This window comes from Pseudomonas sp. CF161 (assembly GCF_000416215.1).
In the GTDB taxonomy this organism is placed as follows: Bacteria; Pseudomonadota; Gammaproteobacteria; order Pseudomonadales; family Pseudomonadaceae; genus Aquipseudomonas.
On the sequence record NZ_ATLP01000052.1, the window covers coordinates 103,655 to 128,966 of the forward strand.

A 25,312-nucleotide genomic window follows, 5' to 3' on the forward strand; every position below is an offset into this window, starting at 1 on the left:
AAGAATCGGAGAACCTGTGTATGAAACGACAACTTGCCTTATCCATAGCCCTGATGAGCGTGGCCACCTGCACCCTGGCGGCCGGAGGCGATGCCTCGGAGCTGGGCAAAAGCCTGACCGCCTTTGGCGCGATCCAGGCCGGTAACGCCGACGGCAGCATCCCAGCCTATCAAGGCGGCCTGACCAAGGCACCGGCCGGTTTCGTCGCCGACAGCGGCTTCTGGGTCGATCCGTTCAAGGATGAGAAACCGCTGTTTCGCATCGACGCCAAGAACCTCGACCAGTACGCGGACAAACTCAGCGAAGGGCAAAAGGCCCTGATGAAGAAGTACCCGACCTACTACCTCGACATCTACCCCAGTCACCGCACCACTGCCTATCCGCAGGCAGTGCTCGACGCCACCGTGCGCAATGCCAGCAGTTGCCAGATCCAGAAAGACGGCCTGGCGGTGGACACCAGCTGCCGCGGCGGGCTGCCGTTTCCGATTCCGAAGACCGGCAACGAAGTGATGTGGAACCAGCAGGTGCGCTACAAGATCGGCACCGGCTACTCGACCACCTCGTCTTCCAACAGTTGGGTGGTGGACGCCAATGGCTCGATCACCAAGACCGCCGAGCAGGCGACCTTCGAAGAGACCCCTTACTACCAGGTCACCCAGCCGGACCGCGACCCGACCATGTATGCCCGGGTGTTCTCGCGTAACGACTACCCGGCGCGACGCTCCGGTGAAGTGGTGGTGTTGACCGACTTCCTCGACCCGTTGGCCAAGGCACGGCGCTCCTTCAGTTATTCCCCGGGGCAGCGTCGGGTCAAGCTGGCGCCGGAGTTTGCCTTCGATACGCCGGTGGCCAGCCAGGGCGGGGTGACCCTGTTCGACGAGCTGCAGATGTTCTCCGGCAGCCAGGACCGGTTCGACTACAAGCTGGTGGGCCGCAAGGAGATGTACATCCCGTACAACGCCTACAAGTTCTACTTCGGCATCAAGCAGGAAGACCAGTTCATGCCGCATCACGCCAACCCGGCGAACGAGCGGTGGGAGCTGCACCGGGTGTGGGTGGTGGAGGCCACGTTGAAGCCGGGCATGCGCCACGTCTACAGCAAGCGCACCTACTACCTGGATGAAGACACCTACGGCGTGGGCCTGTATGACGCCTGGGACAAGAGCGGCGCGCTGTATCGCTCGATCTTCCTCAGTGGTGTGCAGCTGTACGACAAGGCCATTCCCTACAACGTGAAAAACGTCGTCTACGACTTCAACAAGGGCATGTATGCCTTGCTCAACGACGGCTTGAAGGGCGGCTACAAGTTCATCGACAAACCGCTTTCCGAGCGTGACATGAACCCGGAAGCCATCGTGGCCCGGGTCACCCAACGCTGACCGGTGCACGCCTGCCTTGCCCACCGGCCTGCGCATCAAGCCGGGCGGGCGGGGCGGGCCTGTTCTGACCTTCGGGATGGTTGAGGAATAAAAATAATGACTGGCCCTTGTCCTGATTCTTTTCATCGCGCCACCTCACGCCTGGCGCTGGCCGTAGCGCTGACCGTGGGTATGGGCGCATTGCTGGCGCTGCCCTCGGCGCATAGCGCGGCCGCGCCGGCCACCGACTCTCTGGATCTGCCTGCGCTGCGGGTAGATGAACAGCTGCCCGCACCCCTGCTGGCGGTGACCCGAGCCGGCGACGCCCTGATCAGCGTCGGCCTGCACGGGCTGATCCAGCGTTCCATCGATGGCGGGCAGACCTGGCAACAGGTTGACAGCCCGGTGTCCAGCGACCTAGTGCAGGTCCGGTTTCGCGACGAGCGCAACGGCTGGATCGTCGGCCATGACGCGCTGGTGCTGCACAGCACCGATGGCGGTCGCAGCTGGCAGGTGCAGCTTGACGGGCGCCGGCTGTTGACCCTGCTCAACGACTACTACGGCCCTCGGGCGGAGCGGGGCGACGAGTCCGCCGCCCTGGTGCTCAAGGAAGTCCAGATGGCGGTCGGCACGTCGGCGACCCCAGGGGTGTTGGCTGCGCCATTTCTCGATGTGCTATTCGACGACCAGGGCCAGGGGTTTGCCGTGGGTGCCTTTGGCATGGTCCTGCACAGCCTCGACAACGGCCAGAACTGGGAGCCGTGGATCGAGCGCAGTGACAACGAGCGGCGCATGCACCTGTACGGGCTGGCGGAACACGCTGGCACCTTCTACATCAGCGGCGAGCAAGGCCTGCTGCTACGCCTGGATGCCGGGCAGCAACGCCTGGTCAGGATCGAGACGCCCTACAGCGGCACCTATTTCGGTGTCCGGGCCTTCGATCAACTGCTGCTGGCCTATGGGCTGCGCGGCAACCTGTTCGCCAGCCGCGACGACGGCCAGCACTGGCAGGCCGTGGCGACCCACCTCAACAGCAGCCTGGTGAGCATCGTCGAGCAAGGCCCGGAGCTGATCGTGGTGAGCCAGGGCGGGCAGTTGGTCAAGCTTGACCGGCAGAGCCTGAAGGTTACCGCACTGCCCGACGCACGAGTTGGCGAGGTGTACGCCGCCAGTGCCACCGCACAGGCCGGAAGCCTGGTTGTCACGCGCTTCAGTGGCGCCAAGGTCATCGATATTGCCCGGGCTGACTGACGCCGCCGGCACTATCCCCCTACGAGAAAGAAAACATGGTCGAGCAAAAATTCAACAGCGGAATGCCAGTGATTGCCAACCTGGAGGACTTCGACAAGAACTCCGGCGGCTGGTTTGAACGGGTTATTTTCCGTCACCGCATGTTGGTCGTGGTTGCCTGCCTGCTCGCCACCCTGGTGTTGGGCTTCTTCGCCACGCGGCTGCAGGTCAATGCCAGCTTCGAGAAGATGATTCCCAGCTCCAGCCCCTACATCAAGAATTACCTGGCCTACAAAAACCAGTTGCCGGGCCTGGGCAACAGCATTCGCGTGGTGGTGGAGAACAAAAGCGGCGATATCTACGATCCGGACTACCTGCTGGCCCTGCAAAAGGTCAACGACACCCTGTACCTGATACCCGGGGTCGACCGCTCGTGGATGAAGTCGCTGTGGATGCCCATCGTGCGCTGGAAGGAAGTCACCGAGGAGGGCATCGACGGCGGTGCGGTGATGCCCTCGGACTACGACGGCAGTGAGAAGTCCATCAGCGCCTTGCGCCGCAATATCATGCGTGCCGGCATCATCGGCAACCTGGTGGCCAACGACAGCCAGTCGAGCATGATCGTCGCGCCGTTGCTCGACACCAACCCGCAGACCGGCAAACCGCTGGACTACGGCGAATTCTCCAAGCAGCTGGAGGCGCAGATCCGTTCGCTGGAAAGCGACCGGGTCGGCATTCACATCGTCGGCTTCAGCAAGCTGGTGGGCGATCTGATCGACGGCCTGTATTCGGTGATGCTGTTTTTCGGCGCCTCGGTGGTGATCGCCGGCCTGTTTGTGTACTTCTACACCCGCTGCCTGCGCAGCACCCTGCTGCTGGTGGGCGTGGCGGTGGCCGGGGTGGTGTGGCTGCTGGGCTTGATGCAGATACTGGGTTACGACCTGGACCCGTACTCGATCCTGGTGCCGTTCCTGATTTTCGCCATCGGTATTTCCCATGGCACCCAGAAGATGAACGGCATCCTCCAGGACATCGGGCGCGGCACCCATAAATACGTGGCGGCGCGCTATACCTTTCGCCGGCTGTTCCTCACCGGCCTGACGGCACTGCTGACCAACATCGTCGGTTTCGCGGTGCTGGTGATCATCGATATCCCGGTGATCCGCGATCTGGCGCTGACCACCAGCATCGGCGTGGCGGTGCTGATTTTCACCAAGCTGCTGTTGATTCCGGTGGCGCTGTCCTACCTGGGCGTGAGCCGCAAGGCCGCGCGCATAGCCATTGCCAAGGACCAGGCCGGCGAAGCCAACCGGGGTGTGCTCGGGCGGATCTGGCACGGCCTCGATCGCTTCACCGAACGGCCCATGGCCACGGCGGTGATTGCCCTGTCGCTCCTGGTGACCCTGCTGGGCAGCGTGGTGATGATGCATCTCAAGGTGGGCGACCTCGACCCCGGCGCGCCCGAATTGCGCGCCGACTCGCGCTACAACCTCGACAACGCCTACATCACCCGCAACTACGGGCTGTCCAGTGACCAGTTCGTGGTCATCATGAAGACCAACGAAGACAGCTGCCGCCTGTACCAGTCGCTGCAAAGCATGGACAAGCTGGCCTGGCGCCTGCGCCAGACCCCGGGCGTGCAAACCACCCAGTCCCTGGCGGAAACCGTGCGCATGATCAGCTCCGGCATGGCCGAGGGCAGCCCGAAATGGCTGAGCATCAGCCGGGACCAGGCGATCACCAACTCGGCAGTGGACGCGGCAATGATTTCCGCCCCGGGCATCACCAACCAGCAATGTTCGGTGACCCCGCTGATCGCCTACCTGGCCGACCACAAGGCCGACACCCTGAGCCGGGTGCTGAAGGTCTCCGAAGACTTCGCCAGGCAGAACAACAGCGCCGCGGGTGCCGAGCAGCCGGTGGAGTTCCTGCTGGCGGCGGGCAATGCCGGGATCGAGGCGGCGACCAACATCGAGGTCGAGCGCGGCATCATCACCATGTACCTGGCGGTGTACGGCGCCACCGCCTTGCTCTGCCTGCTGACCTTCCGCAGCTGGCGCGCCACGCTGGTGGCCCTGATCCCGCTGCTGATGACCACCATTATCTGCAAGGCGCTGATGGTCTGGCTGGGCATCGGGCTCAAGGTCGCGACCTTGCCGGTGATCGCCGTGGGCGTTGGAGTAGGGGTGGACTACGCGTTGTACCTGCTCAGCGTGCAACTGGCGGTCCAGGCACGCGGCGGCAGCCTGGCCGTGGCCTATCGACGCTCGCTGGACTTCACCGGGCGGGTGGTGGCCCTGGTGGGGCTGACCATGGCTGCCGGGGTGATTACCTGGGCCTGGTCGCCGATCAAGTTCCAGGCCGACATGGGCATCCTGCTGACCTTCATGTTCCTCTGGAACATGCTCGGCGCACTGGTGCTGATCCCGGCCCTGTCCCATTACCTGCTCAACCCCAAGGGCAACTCCAAGGGCGGGATGACCCTCGACCTGGAGGACGCCCGCGCGCAGCAGGAGCAACGCAAGCCTGCGGCCCAACCGACCTACCACGCATTGACTGAGCCCGCCTTACCGCGGCGTGCCCGCTGACTGATCGCCGGGCCCAGGGCCTGGCTGGCAATTGCAAGGAGAGAGAGATGTTCGAGTTACTGATGAGTGCCGACATGATGGTTCCAGACCCGGACGGCATGACGGAGATGCTGGTCGACAAGCTGGGAATCTACAAGCACGAGCGCTGGCGCCAGGCGTTCGACAACCACCCCTACATCGCGCACTTTTTGCGGGTGCATAAATCCCTGGTGGTGTCGCCGACCCGGATCGAGCCCCAGTGGCACCTGGACCGACCCAACCCGGGCGATCCGCTGTTTCATGACTTCCTGGAAAGCCTGAAGGACTTTCAGGGCCGCCATCGGCCGATGCTCACGCACTCCATCGTGCTGGCCCTGCACGGCGACAAATTCGACGCCCTGGTGGACAAGCTGATGCGCCGGCGCCTGCCGTTCCGCATGGCCCAGCGCACTCCGGAAATGCCCTTCGACCGCCTGTGGCTGGGCGCCACGCCAGAGCAGCCGTACTACCAGCCTTCGGTGGATGGCGGGCTGTGTATCGAGATCATGCCGACCGAGCCGCTGCAGATGCCGGCACAAACCTACCAGTTGCCACCGGTGCAGCCACTCGATCTCAAGCCCGGCGACATGGTGCGGGTCACGGCTCGCGGCTTCCTGGTGCGCGACCTCGATGAAACCCTGCGCAAGGTCTCGACCAATCTGGACTGGGAGCCGAGCGGCCCGGTGGAAAACATCCGCAGCGAAGGCTACCGCCGAGCGCGCATGGGCTTCAGCGTGCCCAACAGCGCGACCCTGGATGTGCTTGAGGCCACCTACTGGAATACCGACGCCGGGCACTACGTCAACAACTGGGGGCCGGGCCCTTACTACATCCGTATCGGGGTCAACGACCTGGCCGCCAAGGCCGAGGACCTGCGGGCCCGTGGCACGCAATTCCAGTGGATCGAATCCTCGGAGGCGGTGGGCGGCCGGGCGCTGATCAAGATCGATCCACGGGAGCTCGACGGCCAGGTCTTCGAGTTCGAGGAGTGCCCTGCATGAGCACAGCGCAAATCCAGCAGCCCGTGCTGCTGATCAACGAGGCCGTGCGTCTGGAGCGCGAGGCCAATGTCGGCTGGGTGGTGCTGACCCGGCCGCAGCAGATCAACGCCATCAACGATGACATTCGCCGGGGCGTGCCCCAGGCTCTGGCTCTGTTGCAGCAGGACCCGGAAATCCGCGTGATCGTGATTCGCGGCGAAGGCGAGCGGGGCTTTTGCGCCGGCGCCGACATCAAGGAGCGGCGTGGCCCGGAGTCGAGCCTGCAAGTGCGCCTGCGCATGGAAAATGTGCGCTGGATCGAAGCCCTGGACACCATCGGCAAACCGGTGATCGCGGCGATCCACGGTTACTGCATGGGCGGTGGCCTGGAGCTGGTGCTGGCCTGCGACATCCGCTTTGCCGCGCCCAACGCGGTGTTCGCCCTGCCGGAAACCGGCCTCGGGCTGATTCCCGGCGGCGGTGGCACCCAGCGCCTGTCTCGTGTGGTCGCGCCGGGCCAGGCCCTGGACATGTTGCTCACCGGCGACCGGATGAACGCCGAGCAGGCGCAGCGCATTGGCCTGGTCAGCCGCCTGGCCGGCGATAGCGCGAGCCTGGTGGACGAGGTGCGGGCCTTTGCCCAGCGCATCGCCAGCAAGCCGCCGATCGCCTCGGCCTTTGTCAAGCAGGCGGCCAGGGCGGCCCTGGAGCTGGACCTCAAGAGTGGCTTGAACCTGGAGCTGGACCTGTTTGCCTTGCTGGCCCCGACCAAGGATGCCCGTGAAGCGGCCCAAGCCTTCAGCGAGCGACGCGAACCGCGCTTCACCGGCGAGTGACCGCTCACCCCTCGGATCAATGTCTCCCAAGAACAATAAGGAACCGGACATGAGTACAGGAAAACTGGCAGGACGCGTGGCCATTATCACCGGCGCCGGTGGTGGCCTGGGCGCCGAGTGCGCCCGGGTGCTGGCGTCCCATGGCGCCAGTGTCGCCGTGGTCGATATCAACCTCGAAGGCGCCAGGGCCGTGGCCCAGGCACTGCAGGAGCAGGGCCACGCGGCCCTGGCGATCGGCACCGATGTGTCTTGCGAGGAGCAGGTGCAGGCGATGGTCGCCCAGGTCCGGCAGCACTTTGGCCAGATCGACGTGCTGCACAACAACGCGGCGATTCTTAACGCCGAGCAACGCCAGCTGGACCGCGATTTCGTCAACCTCGACATGCGGGCCTGGGACCGCGCCATCGCGGTCAACCTGCGTGGTGCGGTGCTGTGCACCAAGCACGTGATCCCGGTGATGCTGGAAAACGCCCGGGGCTCGATCATTTTCGCCACTTCGGGCCTGGGCATGCAGGGCGATATGTCCCTGACCGGCTACGCCACGTCCAAGGCCGGGCTGATGATGCTGCCGCGCATGGTGGCCTCGCAGTACGGCAAGCAGGGGATCCGTGGCAATGCGTTGCAGATCGGCCTGGCGCCTTCTGAGCACGCGATGCCGGAACCCTTGCTCGACATCCTGCGTGACAACCACTGCACCGCCGAGCTCGGCACGCCGCGTCAGATCGCCGATGTGGTGGCCTTCCTGGCCAGCGACGAATCGTCCTTCGTGACGGGCAGCACCCTGGTCGCCGACGGTGGGTTCAGCAGCCACACGCCGTCGCTGGTGGCCATGCGCGCGCTGTTCGCGCAGATGGGCCGCACGGGCATGTAACCCCTGCCACGGCCTGCCCCGCGGCAGGCCGTGGACCTCTTTGCCGCCACCGCCGCCGCGTGCCGCCGTGGTTGAACTTCGACATGGAAGCATGTGATGAATCAGAACCAACAAGCGCAAAACACCGATTTCGATGTGATCGTGGTCGGCGGCGGCACCAATGGCCTGTCGGCAGGCTGCTACCTGGGCATGGAAGGCAAGAAAGTGCTGGTGCTGGAGGCCCTGGACAAGGTGGGCGGCATGGCGTCGTCGGGCTACCTGATTCCCGAGGCGCCCCAGCATCTGGTCCACCCCTGTGCCCTGGACATGATGTCGATGCGGGTGCATGCCCATGTCCCGGCGGAGCTGGGGCTGGAGCGCCATGGGTTCAAGTCGGTGGAGCTGGCCCCGGGTTACGTGTACCTGCACCCGGATGGCCAGTCGCTGATCTTCTGGCGTGACCGCGAGAAGACCGCCGCCGAGATCCGCCGCTTCAGCAGCCACGACGCCGAAGCGTTTCTGGCGTTCATGAAGGTCATCGACCTGTTCCTCGACATCGCGCTGCCGATGATGCGCGTCGACCCGGCCCGGACCAACCTGGGGGTGAAGCTGAAGCTCCTTGGCACCGCGCTCAAGCACAAGGCCCTGAAGCCGGAGCTGATGGCGCTGATGACCGGCTCGGCGCTGCAGGCGGCGCGCGAGCGTTTCGAGCATCCGGTGACGATCTCCGCGATGTGCGCGCTCACCGGCCTGGCGGGCGATATCAGTGCCGATGGCGGGGGGATCTATTACGCCTTGCTCGGCTTTCTCCATCGCTTCGGGGTGGGTCGGGTACTGGGCGGCATGCAGCAGTTGAGCAACGCGATGCAGGCCCGTCTGGAAGAATTGGGCGGGCGCGTACTGCTGTCGGCCAGCGTCAGTGAAATCGTCGCCAGGAACGGCCAGGTCAGCGGGGTGAAACTGGCCGACGGCCGCGAGTTCACCGCCCGCGCGGTGATTGCCGGCTGCCACCCCAAGCCGGCGCTGGAGATGGTCAGCCCCGGCGAGATTCCCAAGCATCTGCTGACGCGCATTGCCATGGCCCCGGCCAATGCCAAGGGCTCCGGCCCGCTCAAGGTGGATGTGGCGCTGCGCGGGCAGATCTCCCTGACACGTTTCGAGGCCGCGCGGGGTGACGGCGTGGACCTGCGCAAAACCGTGATGCTGATCGGCACCGAAGAAGCGGTGCTGGAGAATTTCGCCGCCTGCGCCCGAGGCGAGGTGCCGACCTTGCCCTACATCACCGTGGCCGCGCCGAGTGCTGCCGACCCTTCCCAGGCTCCGGCCGGCCAGGACGTGCTGTACATCTATCCGCCGGTCATGCCGGTGAACCCCAACCTGGGGTGGGACGCGCTGCGCGAGCGGGTCGCCGACCAGGCACTGGAGCAGTTGTATCCCTACATCGACGGGATCCAGGGCCAGGTGCTCGGCCGCCGGATAGAGGCCGCGCCGGACTTTACCGCGCGCTTGAACACCGTGAACGGTTGCGTGGTGCACATCGACACCACGTCGATGCGCTCCAGCACCATGCGCCCGGCCTATGGGCTGGGGGGCGATACCTTGCCGGTGGCGGGCCTGTACCTGGGGAGTGCAGGCATCCATCCCGGCGGCGGAGTCAATGGCATGGCCGGGCGCCTGGCGGCCCGGCGGGTCAGCGCCTACTTGAAGAAAACCCGGCGCTGAACCGCGAGTGGCCACGGCCTGGTCACGGGCCCGGCCAGGCCGCATGACGCCGGCAGCGCCCAGGCGCTGCCGGCTTTTTCATGCCCCCAGGGCAATGCTCGCCAGGACAAAGTCCGCCGAATACTGGCGCCAGGTGGACATGCCTTCTGCCGAGTCGGTGTCCAGCCCGGCAAGGGCCGACATCGAGTAGCGGTTGGTGAACCAGCCGGTGGTCACCAGTGACGCGCAGGCCAGCAGCAGGCGCGGGTTGATGTCCGCGCGGAAGTCGCCGCTGGCCGCGCCGCGCACCAGGATCGCGTTGAGCTTGGCGATCAGTGCCGGGGCCATTTCCAGAAAATGGTTGCGCGGTGTTTCGTGGACGTCGTGGTAGCGAATACCTTCCAGGGCCAGGCTGCCGAGGAAGGGGTCGAAACGGTATTGGTCGAAGAAGTGATTGAGCACCGTGCGCATCGCCTCGGGCGGTGCCAGTTGCTCGACATTGAGGTTGACCAGCTCGGACATGATGTTGTCCGAGGACTCATCCAGTACCGCCACGAACAGCCCTTCCTTGGAACCGTAGTAGTGGTAGACCAGCTGCTTGGTGACCCCGGCGTCGCGGGCAATTTCCTCGACCCGCGCCCCGGCCAGGCCTTTGCGGGCGAACTCGATACGAGCAGCCGCGAGCAGGCGATTCATCGTATTGCGTTTTCCCGGTTCGCCACCTTCGGCTGCCTTTACCGCCACCTTGTGCTCCTTATGCCTGCTTGGGCCACGTTGTTCATATCTTGAAGCATTTACTCGATGCCTTCGTTTGACCTGGGGTCAAACGAATCGAACTGCCCGTCCACAGGCGAGCGCATACCATAGGTTGGCAGCCCAGGCTTCGGACGTAAAGCGCCGAAAAGTCCGCTGGCACGCTTTAGCACCGAGGGTTCCAACCAGGCCGTCTTGGTGTGCAGAAGAATAAAAACAAGAGACTCGTCGATGCCGCATCCGCCGTTACCGGTTTGCCGGCCCCCTGGTTTTCGACCCTGTTGCTGTTGTCGCGCTGCGCTGTCGCGAGTCTCGCATCCCCCGGTATCGCCGTGCGCAAGGACCTGACTGCGCACAGCGAGGGCCACACGATAGGAGAGCCTGATGAGCAACGAGAGCGCAGCACTGGATTTGGCCACCGCGTATTCCGCCGTGTCGCAGATGTACCGTGGCACTGACCTGGACATCCATGCGGTGTGCCGCGAACAACGCCTGAAGTCGCCGATCTACGAGGGCGACTTCATCACCCAGTTCGGCGTGCCGACCAACGCCGGCACCCAGCAGGGCACGCGCCCGACCTATGCCTTGTTCAAGTACCAGGACGTGATGACCGTGCTGCGCGACGGTGCGACCTACACCAGCGGTTTTATCGCCGAAGGCCTGGGGGCGTTTTTCGATGGCCTGATCATTCTGGCCATGGACGGCGACGAGCATCGCAAGGTGCGCGCCCTGTTGCAGCCGGCGTTCATGCCGGAGACCGTGAACAAGTGGCGCCCGCAGATCGACCAGGTGATACGCGAGGAATACCTGCAACCGATGCTGCCGGCGAAGCAGGCCGACCTGATGAAGTTCGGCCTCGAACTGCCGATCCGGGTGATGTATGCGCTGATGGGTTTCCCATCCGACGACCCCTCCAAATACAAGCAATACGCGGCCTGGGCCTTGGCCATTGTCGGCGGCAACCAGATCGACCCGAGCAAGATGGTCGAGGCCCGGCGCCAGGCCGGCATCGCCGTCAAAGGCCTGTACGACGCCCTGGAAGGGGTGGTGGTGCAACGCCGGGCCGAGGGCAGCCAGGGTGATGATGTGGTCGGGCGCCTGCTGCGGGCCGAGTACGAAGGGCGCACCCTGGATGATCACGAAGTGATTACCTTCACCCGTTCGCTGCTGCCGGCCGCCGGTGAAACCACTACCCGCATGTTCGGCTCGGTGATGACCCTGCTCCTGACCACTCCCGGCTTGCTGGAGCGGGTCAAGGCCGATCGCTCGCTGATCGGCCGACTGATGGATGAAACCACCCGCTTCGAGCCGGTGGCCACCTTCAAGGTGCGGGAAACCGCCAAGGACGTGGAGTTCCACGGAGTGACGATTCCCAAGGGCTCGTTCGTGCAGTGCATGGTGGTCTCGGCCAACCGCGACGAAGACGCCTTCGACAACCCCGATGTGTTCGATATCGACCGCAAGCCCAAGCCGTCCTTTGGCTTCGGCTTCGGCCCGCACATGTGCATCGGCCAGTTTGTCGCCAAGGTGGAAATCAGCTGCGCGATCAACGCGATCCTCGACCTGTTCCCCAACCTGCGCCTGGACCCTGGCCAGCCGGTGCCGCAGATCAGCGGCGCGCAATTGCGCGGTGTGTCTTCGCTGCCGGTGATCTGGGACTGAACCCGGCTCGCCACCCGGCAGCCTTTCCCTAGCCTTAAAAAAATAACAGAGGGCACCATGAGAACCTTTAAAACCATTCCAGAACGCGGTGATTTCGGCTTTCAGCAATTGGCCGGACCGCACAAGGTCACCGGCGCTTCAATGTCCGCCGAGCGTGGCTTTTTCGGCCTGCACCTGAGCAAGAGTTCACCCTTCGGCTCGGTGCGTGACGAGCAGGGCAATATCTATTCCTTCGTGCGTTCGCTGATGGCCCCCAACGGCACGCCGAACCCGACCAAGTTCTTCTACCTCAACAACCATGTCGACCAGGTCAACCTGCGCATGGACCACGAAAAAATGGCCAGGCAGGCCCTGACTCCGTTGCCGGTGCACAGCCTGGAGGGCGACACCGCGCGCTGGTCCAGCCAGCCGGGCGAGGCCGGCAATGCCTGGGAAATCACCGCCAGCAGCGAACGCCTGACCTGGAAGGAAGAGGGCTTGTTCCACCTCGAAGGCCGCCTGCTGGGCCCGGGGTTGCAGTGGTACTTGCCGGGGGTGGAGTGGGGCACCTTCTACGTCTCCCAGCTGTGGGAACTGGCCGGGGTCTGCGAAGGGCGTCCGGTCAAGGGCGCCATGGCCCTGGACCAGTTCTACATGGCCGAGGGCGGGGCCATTCACTTCAAGAAAGACCTGGTGGTGAACAACAACAAGCACGTGATCTGGTGGTCGTTCGTCACCGTTTACCAGGACGGTACCTGGGACACGGGCTCGTTCATGGTTGGCCACGATCACCTGGGCTACGCCATTTTCAACAATGAAAAGGGTGAGGTACGGGTCACCACCGACATCGAAGGGCAGACCGAACACAAGGACGGCAGTTACTTCCTGAAGTCCGCCAGGATTGTGCTGGAGGGCAAGGAAGAGTGGGAGTTCCTGCCGGATGAGCGGGGCGAGATGATCGATTTTGTCGGCGGCTTCCCGATTACCGCACAGCAGGAAGGCCGCTGGCGCCGAGTCGGCGATACCCGCGAGCCTTCCCATTGGCTGGGCTGGGGCGAGTCGGACCGGCGCAACGGTTCGGCGCGCAATGTGCCCGGCAAGGATCTGTAACGCCCTGTGAAGTGCGCCCGGCGCTGCTCAACGGCCAGGTGCACCGACTGCGACAACGCCTCGAATCATAAAAACAATGAGGAAGCGCAATGAAATTCCGCGACAAAGTAGTACTGGTCACCGGTGCCGGCCGCGGCATGGGCCGGGCCATCGCCCTGGCCTATGCACGGGAAGGCGCCAGGGTGGTGGTGTCGGCACGCACCGCGCGCTACGGCGAACAGACCATCGAGCAGATCAATGCCCTGGGCGCCCAAGCCTGTCTGGTGGAAGGCGACATCGCCGACCGGGAGGCGATCAAGGCCATGGTGCAAGGGGCCGTCGAGCATTTTGGCGGGCTGGACATCGTGGTCCATTGCGCCGCCGATACCAGCCATGGGCTGATCGCCGAGATGGCCGACGACACCTTCGATCACATCGTGCGCAGCAATATCCAGTCGTTGTTCTGGCTGGCCAAGGACTGTGCACCTTATCTGTCCAGGGCCGTCGATAAAGGCCGGCTGATCTTTATTTCCTCAGGCGAAGCCAACCGCAAGTACACCCCGCGCCTGATTGCCTACGGCTCCAGCAAGGCCTTCATGAACGCCTTCGCCCGCGGCCTGGCGGTGGAGTTCGGGGCCTTGAACATCCTGGTCAATGTGGTCGAACCCGGGCTGATTGGCACCGACCATATGCTCGAAACCCTGGGTGATGAATTGCCGCACAAACTGGCCGCGCATTTCCCGGTGGGGCGCCTGGGGGAGTCCGCCGACATTGCCCATGCGGTGTTGTTTCTCACCTCCAACGAGGCCTCCTACATCACCGGCACCTCGCTGCTGGTGGACGGCGGCGCCACCATGATCGCGCTGCCCAAGGTCGAAGAAATCCTCAAGGGCCATTAATCATGTCGCGCATCCGCGATGGCGGCCTGCGCCGGGAGTTAATCATGACGACTGAGACACGCAAGAGCAGCGACAAGGCCCAGGATGGCAATGACTTTTCCGAGTTCAAGCGCGGTTGGCGCGTGGTCCTGCTGGGTTTGTTCGGCATCTGCACCAGCATCACCGCCGCGCTGTTGTATGCCTTCGGCACCCTGGTGATCCCGCTGGAGCAGGCATTCGGCTGGAGCCGGGGCGACCTGCAAGCCGCAATCACCTTTCTGTTCGCCGGGGTGGCGATTTCCACCCAGTTGGTCGGCTGGCTCTATCGCCGCTATGGCCTGCGCCGCGTGGCGATCGTGTCGATCGTGCTGCAGATCCTCGGTTACTTCGCCATCACCCGGATCCAGGGCTCGATCGGCTGGTTGTACCTTGCATTCTTCAGCATGCCGATCGTGTGTGCCGGCACCATTGCCATTACCTGGACGCAGTTGGTCAACCTCTGGTTCGAGCGCAATCGCGGCCTGGCTCTGGCGGTGATCCTGTGCGGCACCGGGCTGATGGCGACGGTGCTGCCACCGTTGCTGTCGCGACTGATTGCCGCCTATGGCTGGCAAGCCGGGTTTATCGCGCTGGGGGCCATGCCGTTGCTGTTCACCTTGCCGATGACGCTGCTGTGGTTGCGCCTGCCGGTTCAGCCGGCGGGCGCCGAGCCAGCGACCCGGAAACAGCCGCTGCAGCTGTCCGGCATGAGCTTCAGGCAGGCCCTGGGTTCGGGCATGTACTGGGGCTTCAATCTGGCGCTGATCCTTTCGGTGTCGTTGACCGTGGGCATGGTCACCAACCTGGTGCCGATGCTGCAAAGCAAGGGCCTGAGCGCCCAGGAGGCGAGCCAGGTGTTCAGCACCTTTGGCATCTCGATCATTGGTGGGCGCCTGCTGGTGGGTTACCTGCTGGACCGCTACTCACCGTCGCTGGTGGCGGCAGTCAGCCTGGCGCTGCCGGCGCTGGGGTGCGCGATCTTTCTGTTCGGCGGTGCCCAGAGCACGCCGCTGCTGGTGCTGGCCACCCTGTGCATCGGGGCCAGTGCCGGAGCCGAGTTCGACCTGGCGGCGTTCCTCATGGCGCGCTATTTCGGGCTCAAGGACTACGCGCGGATCTTCGGCCTGCACCTGTGCCTGATCACCATTGTCTCCGGGCTGGTGCCCATGCTGTTCGGTCACCTGTACGACGTCTACAGCAGTTATTCGGCGGTGCTGGTGTGCTGCCTGTGCTGCGCCATTATCGGCCCCGGGATTTTGCTGTGGCTGAAAATGGAGCCGGCTTTCCTGGCGCGCCAACACTCGCTGCCCACCCGGCAGCATGCCTGACCCCACCCTGAGGATGAACCCACCATGAACCTGGATAAACACGCCATCGAGCAGTTCCTGCACGGCCAGATCGACTGCTGGAACACGGGCGACAAGCAAGGTTTTTTTGCCCACTACCGCAGCGTCTCGGGCAATGGCTTGAGTATCGAATATGTCGGCAAGCCGCAGCACGATGCCTGGCAGGTGCTGGAAGGCATGTGGGCGCAACAGCAGCCGAAGATCCGGGTCGAGGTGCGACAGTGCATCGTCAACGGCAATGAAGCGGCATGCCATCACCTCAATGCCTTTCGCGAGGGCGAGGGCGGGATCGAGACCATCGAGTTGTATCGGTTCGAGGAAGGCAAACTCTTTGTGCGCTACTTCATCAATCTCTAGGTGCCCGGTGTGGCCCTGCACGCCCGCCGAGGCGGCAGGGCGACGGGCCGTCAGGCGCCGTCGGTCGAGCAGGTCAATTCGCGCCACTCTTCGATCTGCGCCAGCATGGCCTTGAGCTTGGCACTGACCTGCTGGTATGCATCGGAGCCGGCCAGGTAGCGCAGCGGCGGCTGCTCATGGCTGGCCAGGTGCACCAGGGCCGCGCCGAGTTTTTCCGGGCTGCCGGTTTGCAAGTGATTGCCGGCCGCCGAGGCCGCCTTGACCTTGGCGGTGAACCCGGCGTAGTCCTCCAGGGCTCGGGCCCCGAACACGGCCGAGCTGGGGTCGAGGAAATCGGTACGAAACACCCCGGGCTCCACCAGCGTGACCTTGATCCCGAATGGCGCCACTTCCTGGGCCAGGGATTCTGAAAAACCTTCGACGGCGAACTTCGACGCGCAGTACAGCGCCGCGCCGCCCATGCCCAGCACGCCGCCCATGGACGACAGGTTGAAGACCCGGCCGCTGCGTTGCCGGCGCATCACTGGCAGCACCGCACGGCATACATGCAATACGCCGAACACATTGGTTGCGAACTGGCGTTCGGCGTCCTGGCTGAAGTTGTCTTCGAAAGGGGCCAACTGGCCGTAACCGGCGTTGTTCACCAGCACATCGATGCGCCCAAAGCGCGCGACCGCCGCCTCTACCGCGGCCAGGGCCTGGGCTTCGTCAGACACATCCAGGGGCACCGCCAGCACCCGCTCGCCGTAATCGGCGAAGGCGTGTTGCAGGGGCTCGGTGCGCCGGCCACTGACCACCACGCGGTCACCGTCGGCCAGCGCGGCCCTGGCAATGGCGGCGCCGAGGCCGCGGGCAGCCCCGGTAATAAACCAGACTTTATTCATCGTTATCGCTCCAGCAGTTGCGCAAAAAAAGCCGCGCCCAGCCCTGGGGCTGGCGCGGCGGCGGGTGGTTGGTCGGGCGCGGCTGCTCAGTCGCGGTTGGCTGCTTCCCAGGCCTTGAGGTCGAAACCCTCTGTGGCCGCTTCGGCGGCCGTCAGCCGGGGCGCACGGGCGAGGATCTTGCGCGCGGCCATGTGGTCGCCCATGCGGTTGCAGGACTCCACGGCCACCAGCCGTTCATTGCGAAAGCACAGGACCGAAAGCTGCCGGTCCTGGGCCGAACCCAGGATCACGGTGCTGTCATGGCCGTGGGAGAGCCCGGCAATCTGCAGCTTGAGGTCGCCCTGGTCGGTCCAGAACCAGGGCAGGGCACTGTAGGGCGCGGGCTTGCCCATCAGGCGTGCCGCCACGGCGCGGGCCTGGTCGATGGCGTTTTGCACCGATTCGAGGCGGGTGTGCTGTTCGTCGTTTTGCAGGCAGGGGAAGCTGGCGACATCGCCCAGGGCGGAGATCTGCGGGTCGGAGGTCAGGAGATTGACGTCGACCTTGATCCCGTTCTCGATGGCCAGCCCGGCTTCGGTCGCCAGTTGCGCGTTGGCGATCACACCGATGCCGAACACCACCAGGTCCGCGGGCAGGCTGCGGCCGTCGGCGGTCTGCACGGCGCAGACGTTGCCGTTGTCGCTGTCGATGCGGCTCAAACCCTGGCGGAAATCGAAGTGCACGCCCCAGGCCTCGTGGGCCTGGCGAAACAGCTCCGACATTTCTCGCGACACGGCCCGGGCCATGGGCCGCTCGCCCAGCTCCAGCACATGCACGTTGGCCCCCAGGGCCGCCGCCACCGCCGCGAATTCCAGGCCGATAAAACCGGCACCGACCACCACCACATTGCGCGCCGCCTTGGCCAGGGGTGCCAGGGCGTCGGCATCGGCCTTGGTCTTGATGCCGAACACCTGGGGCAGCTCTGCGCCCGGCACCGGCAGCGGCCGATTGTGGGCGCCGGTGGCCAGGACCAGATGGTCATAGCTCAGGGCCGCCCCCGAGGCCAGCACCACGCGCCGGTTCAGGCGGTCAATGGCGGTGGCCTGGTCATGCAGCAGTTCGATGCCTTGAGTGGCATAGAAGTCCGCCGGGCGAAACAGCAGGTTGGTCTCCTGGATCTTGCCCAGCAGGTAGGCCTTGGACAATGGCGGGCGCTGGTAGGGCAGGCCGGGCTCATCGCCGACCAGGGTAATGCGGCCGGCATAGCCTTCCTGGCGCAGGGAGGCGGCAACCTGGAAACCGGCCTGGCCAGCACCGACGATAACGACTGAGGCAAGTGTCATGGACGCTCCTTGAGGCGCATTCAGAATTGCGAAGAAGGCAGGTGCAGGACCATGCCGTCCATGTCTTCGCTGATGATCAATTGGCAGCTCAGACGGCTGTTGTCACGGCGCTCGAAGGCGTATTCGAGCATGTCGTTTTCCATGCCTTCGGCGGCTTGCACCTTGCCCAGCCAGGCCGCGTCGACATAGGTGTGGCAGGTGGCGCAGCTGCACGCCCCGCCGCAATCGGCGGGCAGCCCCGGGACCGAGGCGAAGGTGGCGGCCTGCATCACCGATTGGCCGATGGCGCCCTGCACCTGATGGGCGGTGCCGTTGTGTTCGATAAAGGTCAATGTGGGCATGTTCTGCTCCGTTCTTGTCAGAGGGTGGCTCAGGAATGGCTGGGCAGTGCCTGCGCATCGAAGCGCGGCACTCGTCCGAGGGTCAGTAGCAGCAGGGGGCCGATCAGGCAGCAGGCGGCGCTGTACACCAGCATCGCGGAGTAGGAACCGCTGCGCGCGAGCATAAAGGCGAACAGCAGCGGGGCCAGGGCCGAGGCCACGGTGTTCAGGCCCTGGTGCACGCCAAACAGGCGACCGTATTCACGCAGGCCGAAGTAACGGGCAATCAGGAACGCGGCGATGTCGAATTCCGCTCCTGCGCCGAACCCCACCAGCACTGCCGCCAACATCAGGGGCATGAACTCGCTGGTGCCACTCAGGTAGATAAGGCAGCCGACGGCAGGCAGGATCAGGCTGATGGCCGACACTGCCGGCGGCCACAGACGGTCCAGCAGGTAGCCGATCAGCATCCGGCCGAAGATCAGGGAAATACCGAAGCAACTGAAGATCGTCGCCGCGTCGGCCGCCGACAGGCCCTTGGCCTGGAGCATCGGCACCGTGCTGGTGACCATGCCGACGATCGAGGAAATCACCAGGCTCAGCGCCAGGTTGCAGGTCCAGAACTTGAGCGAACCCATGCCCTCGCGAAAGCTCATGCCGGGCAGGCTGGCCAGCGCGCGACGATCATCCTCGCTGCCCGCGGCGGTCGGCAGCTTGAACCACAGCAGAATCAGCGGCAGCAGCACCAGCAGGTTGAGCAGCGCGAGAATCACGAAGGCTGCCCGCCAGTCCCAGTGCTCGATGCCCCAGGCCATCAACCGCGGGACGGTGGCGGCGGTGACTCCGGTGCCGGACAGGCCAATGGCCAGGGCCAGGCCGCGATTGCGCTCGAACCACAGGCTCAGCAGCTGGGTCCAGGTCACCGCCAGGGCCCCCATGCCGACAATCGGCAGCAGGGCGAAGGCGATGTACATCGACCAGATCGACTGGGTCAGTTGGGTCGTAGCCAGGTAGCCGAGGGACAGCAACAGCAGGGAGACCACGGTGACCCGCTTCATGCCGAAGCGCAGGTTGAACCACCCCACCAGTTGCAGCGAGACCACGGCGCCACCGAACAGAAAGGTGATGCACGCCTGCAGTTCGCTTTTGCTCCAGCCAAAGGCGTCGCCCAGGGGCACCACCAGGGTGCCGAAGCCGTACAGCAGCGCGGCGTTGATGCTGATGGCAACGCCGGCGACCGACAGAATGAGGATTTTCCAGCTTTGCCGGAATTCGTGAAGATCAATTGCCGCTTCGTTTTTCGAAGGGTGCATGGGGTTGGCTTCCTTATAGGTTTTGTTGAGCCAAGCACTGCTGTAGGAGGCGCTGTGGAGCCGCGTCAACGGATTCATTGAACAGAATCCGCTGTTCTATTCACAATAAAATCAGAATTTTGCCGTTGTCCAGCAAAGCCATCTGACTCACAGACAAACGAATTTCCTGCGCCGGACCCGACGTTCCATCAATCTGGTTCCGGCTGTGTTCAACATCCCGCCGCTTTCGGGCCTTGAGCGGTTTTTTCAGCGGCGGATGCCAGCCAGCATATCCGCGCTAAAAATTAATTGCACATAAAATAAATAAGTGTTCATAATTTGCCAATGCTGAACCTGATAAGGAGAAAAAAATGAGTTCAGAGCATGCGCAGTTCAAAGCCGTGGCCGACCGTGGCCGCTGCTGTGGTTACGGTTTGTGTGCCGCGATTTGCCCCAGCCTGTACAAACTCGACGCCGACGGCCTGGTGTACTTCGATGATGCCCGGGTGCCACCGGAGCTTGAGGAAGAGGCCCGCGAAGGTGCCGCAGCCTGCCCGGCGGAAGCGATCTGGCTGGAACCCATCACCCCCGAAGAGCCAGCCCCTTGATCGGCCGCGACTGCACCGCCGGCCATGGGACAACCACTGACTCGAGGATGTGCTGATGGGACGTTTACAGAACAAGGTCGCCCTGATCACCGGCACCGGCGGCGGCCAGGGGCGCGCGGCGGCCCTGCGTTTCGCCCGGGAAGGGGCGATTGTGGTCGGCTGCGATTTCAACGCCGAAGGCCACGCGCAGACGGCAGCCCTGATGCAGGCCGAAGGTTTTACCCTGTATGGCTCGGCACCGGTGGACCTGGGCGAGCATGAGCAGGCCAAGGCCTGGATCGAAGCGGCCGTCGCCGAGCACGGGCGCATCGACATTCTCTACAACAATGCCTCCGCTGCCCGTTTCGGGTTGGTCAGCGAACTGTCGATCGAGGATTGGCAGTACACCATGCGCAATGAAATCGACCTGCTGTTCTACACCACCAAGTACGCCTGGCCGCATCTGGCCGAGCGGCGCGGGGTGATTATCAATGTGTCCTCCACGGCGGCCTGGGGCGGTTCGAAAGTCGCCGGCATCAGTGCCCATTCGGCGGCCAAGGGCGCGGTGGTGTCCTTCACCCGCCAGTTGGCGGTCGAAGGGGCCGCGTGCGGCATCCGTGCGGTCAGTTTGAGCCCGGGGTTCGTCGCCACCCCCGGCACGCGGCCGTTCCTGGAAGACCCGAAGGTGCGGGCCATGCTGCTGGACGGCGTGCTGATGGATCGTCCCGGCGAACCCGAGGAAGTGGTGGCGCTGGCGGTCTTCGTGGCGTCGGACGAGGCCTCGTTCATCACCGGTTCGGACTTTGTCATTGACGGCGGCCTGCTGGCGATCTAGCGCGTAACCTGCCGGGGCAGGTGCCGCTGGCAGCCTTTCATCTCTAACAAGAACAAGGTGAATAACGTGGACATCATTGGTATCGGCTACATGGGTTTTGAAACCCCACACCTCGATGCATGGCGCGAATACGGCCCGCAGGTGATGGGTTTCGGCATCGGCAAGAACCCCGAGAGCGACCCGCAGTCGCTGTATTTCAGAATCGACGATCGTCGCCATCGCTTCGCTTTCCACCCCGGGCCGGTCGACCGGATTGCCTATATCGGCTGGGAAGCCATAGGGCGCATGGCGTTCGAAGACGGGATCAAGAAGCTGGCCGCGGCCAAGGTCGAGTACACCCGGGGCGATGCCGAACTCTGCGAAAAACGTGGCGTGCGTGAACTGGTGCGCTTTCGCGATCCCGTGGGGTATCAGCACGAGCTGTTCTATGGCCAGAAGTGGATGCCGCGCTCGTTCCAGCCCGGGCGTCCCCACAGCGGTTTTCTGGCCGATGAGCGTGGCGCGGGGCATGTGGTGCTGATCACCCCCGACTACACGCCGGAACTGGAAGACTTCCTGCTCAATGTCATGGGCTTCAGCTGGTATGGCGCCGGGGCAGGCAAGGGGCGCACCGGGTTCTTCCGCTCCCGCCTCAACCACCACACCAGCCACGACATCGCCTACGGCCACGGCCCGGGCCGCATGGGCGTGCAACATGTCGGGCTGTTCGTGCGCAACGTGCGCGATGTCGGTGAAACCTACGACATCGTGCGTCAGCGCGAACTGCCGATGATGATGACGCTGGGCCAGCACGCCCAGGACCCGCACCTGTCGTTCTACCATTTCAACCCGTCGGGTTTTGCCTTCGAGACCATTGCGGAAATCGAGCCGTGGCAAGGCGACCCCTACGAGCTGAACCCGGAAAAACTCAGCCTGTGGGGGCATGAAATGGTGGGGCCGATTCTCGGTGCCAGCGTCAAGACCCCGGAAGAAGTGCTCGACCCCGAGTACCTGGCGACCTACCGGGCCCGGCACTGACATGCGCATCGCACGGGTCGAGGTCGCCGGCCAGGCGTTCTGGGCATTGCTGGAGGCCGAGACCCACCGTTTGCGGCGGATCAATGCGCCCTTTGCCAGTTGGTCCGGGTTGCCTGCGGAGCGAGCGTTGCAGGCCCTGGATTTGAATGCCGAACGCTTGCCGCTGTCCGCTGCCCGCCTGCTGGCGCCTCTGGAGCCGGGCGGACGGGTGTTCGGCGTCGGCCTCAATTACCTGAGCCACCTCAAGCGTCTGGGCAGCGATGCACCGGCGCACCCGCTGGCCTACATCAAGCCCGACTCGGCGCTGGTGGGGGCCAATGACGAGATCAGCTACCCACCGCTGACCACCCAGCTCGACTACGAGGTGGAACTGGTGGCGGTGGTCGGGCGACCGCTGCTCGATGAACCCAGGGCCAGTGCCTGCCTGCTGGGCTACACGGTGGGCAATGACATCAGCGCGCGGGACGCCGGCAAACAGATCGGGCGCCTGGACCTGTTGACCCAGAAGGCCATGGATCGCACCACGCCGGTCGGGCCGTGGATCGTCACCCCGGACGCGTTGCGCATCACCGGGCAACCGGCGCTGGACATGCGCCTGAGCGTCAACGATGAGTTGCGCCAGCAGGACAACACACGGCAGATGATTTTCCCCCTGGACGAGTTGCTCAACTACCTGGATGCGCGCATCAGCCTGCGCCCCGGAGACCTGGTGTTTACCGGCTCCAGCCATGGCGTGGGCCTGGAAAGCGGGCGCTTCCTGCAACCCGGGGATCAGGTCGAGGCGCAGATCCAGGGCATTGGCCGCCTGCGCAACACCATTGCCGGGCCGCGCCCCCTCAGCCCATCGCGGGCCATCGGGCGCCTGGGGCAACCGCTGGCGCAATAACCGCCGATGTTCCATGAAGCACACGCCGAGGAGTGATGATGAGCGAGGGTTCGGCGTGGGCGCCGTTTCGCAACAAGGCCTTTCGTGGCCTATGGCTGGCAGGGGCGGTGGTCAACCTGGCGATCTGGATGCAGACGGTGGGCGCGGCGTGGATCATGACTACCCTGACCGCGTCGGCGACCATGGTCTCGCTGGTGCAGACCGCCATGACCCTGCCGGTATTCCTGTTTGCCCTGCCGGGCGGGGTGATTGCCGATCGGGTCGACCGTCGGCGCTGGCTGATCATCACCCAGTGCATGATGCTGTTCGCCGCCATGGTGCTCAGCCTGCTGGCCTACAGCGCGCACCTGGAAGCCTGGGGCTTGCTGGCCTTCACCTTTGTGCTGGGCACCGGCAGCGCCTTGGGTATGTCGGCCTGGATGGTGACCATGATCGGCGTGCTGTCCCGCGACCAGGTGCCGGCGGCGGTGTCCCTGAACGGCATCGCCATCAACGCTACCCGGGCGCTGGGGCCGGCCCTGGCCGGGGCCCTGATCGCCTACTGGAACACCACCTCGGTGTTCCTGGTGATCACCCTGTGCATGCTGGTGGTGATGTTTTTTCTGTTTCGCCTGGCGCCGTCGCCGCCGGACGTGGGGTTGCCGCCGGAAACCCTGACCGGCGGCATGCGCAGCGGCCTGCGCTACATCCGCCATTCGGCGGTGTTGTCCAGCGCGCTGAGGCAGGTCCTGGTGTTCACCAGCTGCGCCAGCGCCCTGTGGGCCCTGATGCCCCTGGTGGCCAAGCAGGAGTTGGGCATGGACGCCGGAGGGTACGGCTTGCTGATGGCGTTTCTCGGGGCTGGAGCGGTACTGACGGCCCTCAACCTGCCGCGCCTGTATCGCGTCCTCAGCCTGCGGCGCCTGGTGGTCTGTGGCGTGGTCGCCTTTATCGCCGCGACCCTGACTGCGGCCCTGGTGCCCAACCGCTATGTGGTCTGCGCCATGATGCTGTTCGCAGGGTTTGGCTGGATGGCTGTCAACGCGACGATTTCCACCGTGGTCCAGACCTATGCCGCCAACTGGGTGCGGGCCCGGGTGGCGTCGGTCTATGTCTTGATCCTGATGGGCGCCATGGCGGCCGGCGGCGCCGTATGGGGCGCGGTGGCGCAGTACCTGGGCCTGGGCCAGAGCCTGCTGTTGTCGGCGTTGTGCCTGCTGATCGGCATCGGCCTGACTCGCAATGGCCGTTTCGAACTGGGGCAGGAGGCAGACTTTGCCCAGGTGCGCCCGAGTGACAACCTGCAATGGGCCGATTCAGTGGCCCATGCCGAAGGCCCGGTAGCGGTGGAGATCGTGTACCAGGTGACGGCGCCCGACCTCGACGGGTTCCTGGTCGCGGTGTACGCCGTGGGCACCGCGCGCCGGCGCAACGGCGCGCAGAACTGGCGTCTGTACCGCGACATGGCCGACCCGCTGCTGTACAGCGAGCGTTTTATCGTCGAGTCGTGGCTTGAGTATTTGCGCCAGCAGGTGCGGGTGACCCAGGCCGACCATGCCCAGGAGCGCCTGATAGAGCGTTTCCGTCGCCAGGACCGGGAAACCCGGCGGCTGATCTACCAGCCGCCCGTGGGACGGAATCGATAAAGCGTGCGGGTTATTCCCAGATAAAACTGTCACGGCGTGATTCATTCTCAGGCTAGAATGCCGGCAACATTAGGTTACCGGAATCGGGCATGGACTCCTCTGAAGTCAACGACAGCAGCAAATCGGCCGGTGCGGTAATCGTCAAGCCGGTCTCCAACGCCATTCGCATCCTGCGCTACCTCAGCCAGGTCGGCACGCCGGAACGCTCGGTGGACATCGCCCGACAGCTATCGATCAACCCCAGCACCTGCTTCAACATCCTGCGCACCCTGGTGCAGGAGGACGTGGTGGATTTCAGCGCCATGTCCAAACGCTATTCGGTAGGGCTGGGCCTGACGCGGCTGGTGGAGCAACTGGTAACCCAGGGCCACCGTGTGCAGATGGCCAAGCCGCTGTTGCAGAACCTGGCCGCGCGCCTGCGGGTGACCATCACCCTGTGGCGCAAGATGAGCGCGGACCGGATCGTGATCGTCAGCTCCGCCGCCAGCCCCACCGACGTGCGCATCGACATGGCGGAGGGCCAGCGGCTGCCGATCCTGATGGGGGCCAGCGGACGCTTGTTCGCCACCCAGATCGACCTCGACGACCCCCTGGTGCAAAGCAGCTTCGAGACCATCCGCTGGGCCCAGCCGTTATCCCTCGAGCTTTACCGCGAAGAGGTGCGCGTCGCCGCCGAACGCGGCTGGGCCATGGATGACGGGCATTTCTCGGGAGGCATTCTCGCCGTCGCGGCGCCGATCTATTCGCCGTCCAACAGCATCGATTTCACGGTGTCCGCGGTGATGTTCCGTGGCCAGCGCGACGAAGAGGGCCTTGCCGAACTGGGCAAGGCGTTGATCGAGTTCTGCAGCGAAGTGGCCTGCGTCCTCTACTGAGGCGC

General features: G+C 64.5%; 23 protein-coding genes. 18 read left to right on the forward strand and 5 right to left on the reverse strand.

Annotated features, from left to right (window positions below; translation table 11 throughout):
- Positions 1-20: 20 nt before the first annotated feature.
- The 7 genes from CF161_RS09350 to CF161_RS09380 all read left to right on the forward strand — a co-directional run bounded on the left by CF161_RS09350 (position 21) and on the right by CF161_RS09380 (position 9,582).
- Complete coding sequence (locus CF161_RS09350; RefSeq protein ID WP_043228994.1) at positions 21-1,379, forward strand: DUF1329 domain-containing protein; 1,359 nt, start codon at positions 21-23, stop codon at positions 1,377-1,379.
- Positions 1,380-1,475: 96 nt separating this feature from the next.
- Positions 1,476-2,609, forward strand: a complete 1,134-nt coding sequence (locus CF161_RS09355) for a YCF48-related protein (protein ID WP_020296336.1) — start codon at positions 1,476-1,478, stop codon at positions 2,607-2,609.
- Positions 2,610-2,644: 35 nt separating this feature from the next.
- The gene (locus tag CF161_RS09360) at positions 2,645-5,176 is read left to right on the forward strand and encodes an RND family transporter (RefSeq protein ID WP_020296337.1); all 2,532 of its coding nucleotides are present in this window, start codon (positions 2,645-2,647) and stop codon (positions 5,174-5,176) included.
- A gap of 47 nt (positions 5,177-5,223) precedes the next feature.
- On the forward strand, positions 5,224-6,195 hold the full coding sequence (locus CF161_RS09365; protein WP_020296338.1) for a hypothetical protein: 972 nt from the start codon (positions 5,224-5,226) through the stop codon (positions 6,193-6,195).
- A complete protein-coding gene (locus tag CF161_RS09370; RefSeq protein ID WP_020296339.1) occupies positions 6,192-7,010 on the forward strand; it encodes an enoyl-CoA hydratase/isomerase family protein in 819 nt (272 codons plus the stop codon). Before CF161_RS09365 ends, CF161_RS09370 begins: the two co-directional genes overlap by 4 nt.
- Before the next feature lie 49 nt (positions 7,011-7,059).
- Positions 7,060-7,881, forward strand: coding sequence for an SDR family NAD(P)-dependent oxidoreductase (locus tag CF161_RS09375; protein WP_043228996.1), 822 nt, complete (start codon positions 7,060-7,062; stop codon positions 7,879-7,881).
- A 96-nt stretch (positions 7,882-7,977) separates the two neighbouring features.
- A complete protein-coding gene (locus tag CF161_RS09380) occupies positions 7,978-9,582 on the forward strand; it encodes an NAD(P)/FAD-dependent oxidoreductase (RefSeq protein WP_020296341.1) in 1,605 nt (534 codons plus the stop codon).
- A 78-nt stretch (positions 9,583-9,660) separates the two neighbouring features.
- Here CF161_RS09380 and CF161_RS09385 read toward each other — a convergent pair whose 3' ends face one another.
- Positions 9,661-10,305: a TetR/AcrR family transcriptional regulator gene (locus CF161_RS09385; protein ID WP_020296342.1), complete on the reverse strand. Its 645-nt coding sequence runs from the start codon at positions 10,303-10,305 to the stop codon at positions 9,661-9,663.
- A gap of 393 nt (positions 10,306-10,698) precedes the next feature.
- On the opposite strand from CF161_RS09385, the gene CF161_RS09390 reads away from it, so the two are divergent.
- From CF161_RS09390 to CF161_RS09410, 5 genes are all read left to right on the forward strand, one after another.
- Positions 10,699-11,976, forward strand: a complete 1,278-nt coding sequence (locus CF161_RS09390; protein ID WP_020296343.1) for a cytochrome P450 — start codon at positions 10,699-10,701, stop codon at positions 11,974-11,976.
- Positions 11,977-12,033: 57 nt separating this feature from the next.
- Entirely contained in the window at positions 12,034-13,065 is a 1,032-nt protein-coding gene (locus CF161_RS09395; protein ID WP_020296344.1) for a hypothetical protein, read from the forward strand.
- A gap of 89 nt (positions 13,066-13,154) precedes the next feature.
- On the forward strand, positions 13,155-13,943 hold the full coding sequence (locus CF161_RS09400) for an SDR family NAD(P)-dependent oxidoreductase (protein ID WP_020296345.1): 789 nt from the start codon (positions 13,155-13,157) through the stop codon (positions 13,941-13,943).
- A 44-nt stretch (positions 13,944-13,987) separates the two neighbouring features.
- Positions 13,988-15,289: an MFS transporter gene (locus tag CF161_RS09405; RefSeq protein ID WP_043229021.1), complete on the forward strand. Its 1,302-nt coding sequence runs from the start codon at positions 13,988-13,990 to the stop codon at positions 15,287-15,289.
- A gap of 24 nt (positions 15,290-15,313) precedes the next feature.
- Positions 15,314-15,664 (forward strand): nuclear transport factor 2 family protein, encoded by a 351-nt coding sequence (locus CF161_RS09410; protein ID WP_020296347.1) that lies wholly within the window; start codon positions 15,314-15,316, stop codon positions 15,662-15,664.
- Positions 15,665-15,714: 50 nt separating this feature from the next.
- Here the strand turns inward: CF161_RS09410 and CF161_RS09415 are convergent, their stop codons facing one another.
- The 4 genes from CF161_RS09415 to CF161_RS09430 all read right to left on the reverse strand — a co-directional run bounded on the left by CF161_RS09415 (position 15,715) and on the right by CF161_RS09430 (position 19,503).
- The gene (locus CF161_RS09415; RefSeq protein ID WP_020296348.1) at positions 15,715-16,548 is read right to left on the reverse strand and encodes an oxidoreductase; all 834 of its coding nucleotides are present in this window, start codon (positions 16,546-16,548) and stop codon (positions 15,715-15,717) included.
- Between the two features lie 86 nt (positions 16,549-16,634).
- On the reverse strand, positions 16,635-17,870 hold the full coding sequence (locus CF161_RS09420) for an NAD(P)/FAD-dependent oxidoreductase (protein WP_020296349.1): 1,236 nt from the start codon (positions 17,868-17,870) through the stop codon (positions 16,635-16,637).
- Between the two features lie 20 nt (positions 17,871-17,890).
- Positions 17,891-18,211, reverse strand: a complete 321-nt coding sequence (locus CF161_RS09425; RefSeq protein WP_020296350.1) for a 2Fe-2S iron-sulfur cluster-binding protein — start codon at positions 18,209-18,211, stop codon at positions 17,891-17,893.
- A 29-nt stretch (positions 18,212-18,240) separates the two neighbouring features.
- Positions 18,241-19,503, reverse strand: coding sequence for an MFS transporter (locus CF161_RS09430; protein WP_043229023.1), 1,263 nt, complete (start codon positions 19,501-19,503; stop codon positions 18,241-18,243).
- A 350-nt stretch (positions 19,504-19,853) separates the two neighbouring features.
- Between CF161_RS09430 and CF161_RS09435 the strand changes: the two genes are divergently transcribed.
- The 6 genes from CF161_RS09435 (at position 19,854) to CF161_RS09460 (ending at position 25,307) form a co-directional block, all read left to right on the forward strand.
- Positions 19,854-20,090, forward strand: a complete 237-nt coding sequence (locus CF161_RS09435; RefSeq protein WP_020296352.1) for a ferredoxin — start codon at positions 19,854-19,856, stop codon at positions 20,088-20,090.
- Positions 20,091-20,145: 55 nt separating this feature from the next.
- Positions 20,146-20,904: an SDR family NAD(P)-dependent oxidoreductase gene (locus CF161_RS09440; RefSeq protein ID WP_020296353.1), complete on the forward strand. Its 759-nt coding sequence runs from the start codon at positions 20,146-20,148 to the stop codon at positions 20,902-20,904.
- 66 nt (positions 20,905-20,970) lie between these two features.
- A complete protein-coding gene (locus tag CF161_RS09445; protein ID WP_020296354.1) occupies positions 20,971-21,921 on the forward strand; it encodes a 2,3-dihydroxybiphenyl 1,2-dioxygenase in 951 nt (316 codons plus the stop codon).
- Position 21,922: 1 nt separating this feature from the next.
- Positions 21,923-22,807 carry a fumarylacetoacetate hydrolase family protein gene (locus CF161_RS09450; protein ID WP_020296355.1) on the forward strand — a complete coding sequence of 295 codons (885 nt, stop codon included), beginning with the start codon at positions 21,923-21,925 and terminating at the stop codon, positions 22,805-22,807.
- Positions 22,808-22,845: 38 nt separating this feature from the next.
- Positions 22,846-24,432 (forward strand): MFS transporter, encoded by a 1,587-nt coding sequence (locus CF161_RS09455; RefSeq protein ID WP_020296356.1) that lies wholly within the window; start codon positions 22,846-22,848, stop codon positions 24,430-24,432.
- Between the two features lie 89 nt (positions 24,433-24,521).
- Entirely contained in the window at positions 24,522-25,307 is a 786-nt protein-coding gene (locus CF161_RS09460) for an IclR family transcriptional regulator (protein WP_020296357.1), read from the forward strand.
- The last annotated feature ends 5 nt before the right edge of the window (positions 25,308-25,312 follow it).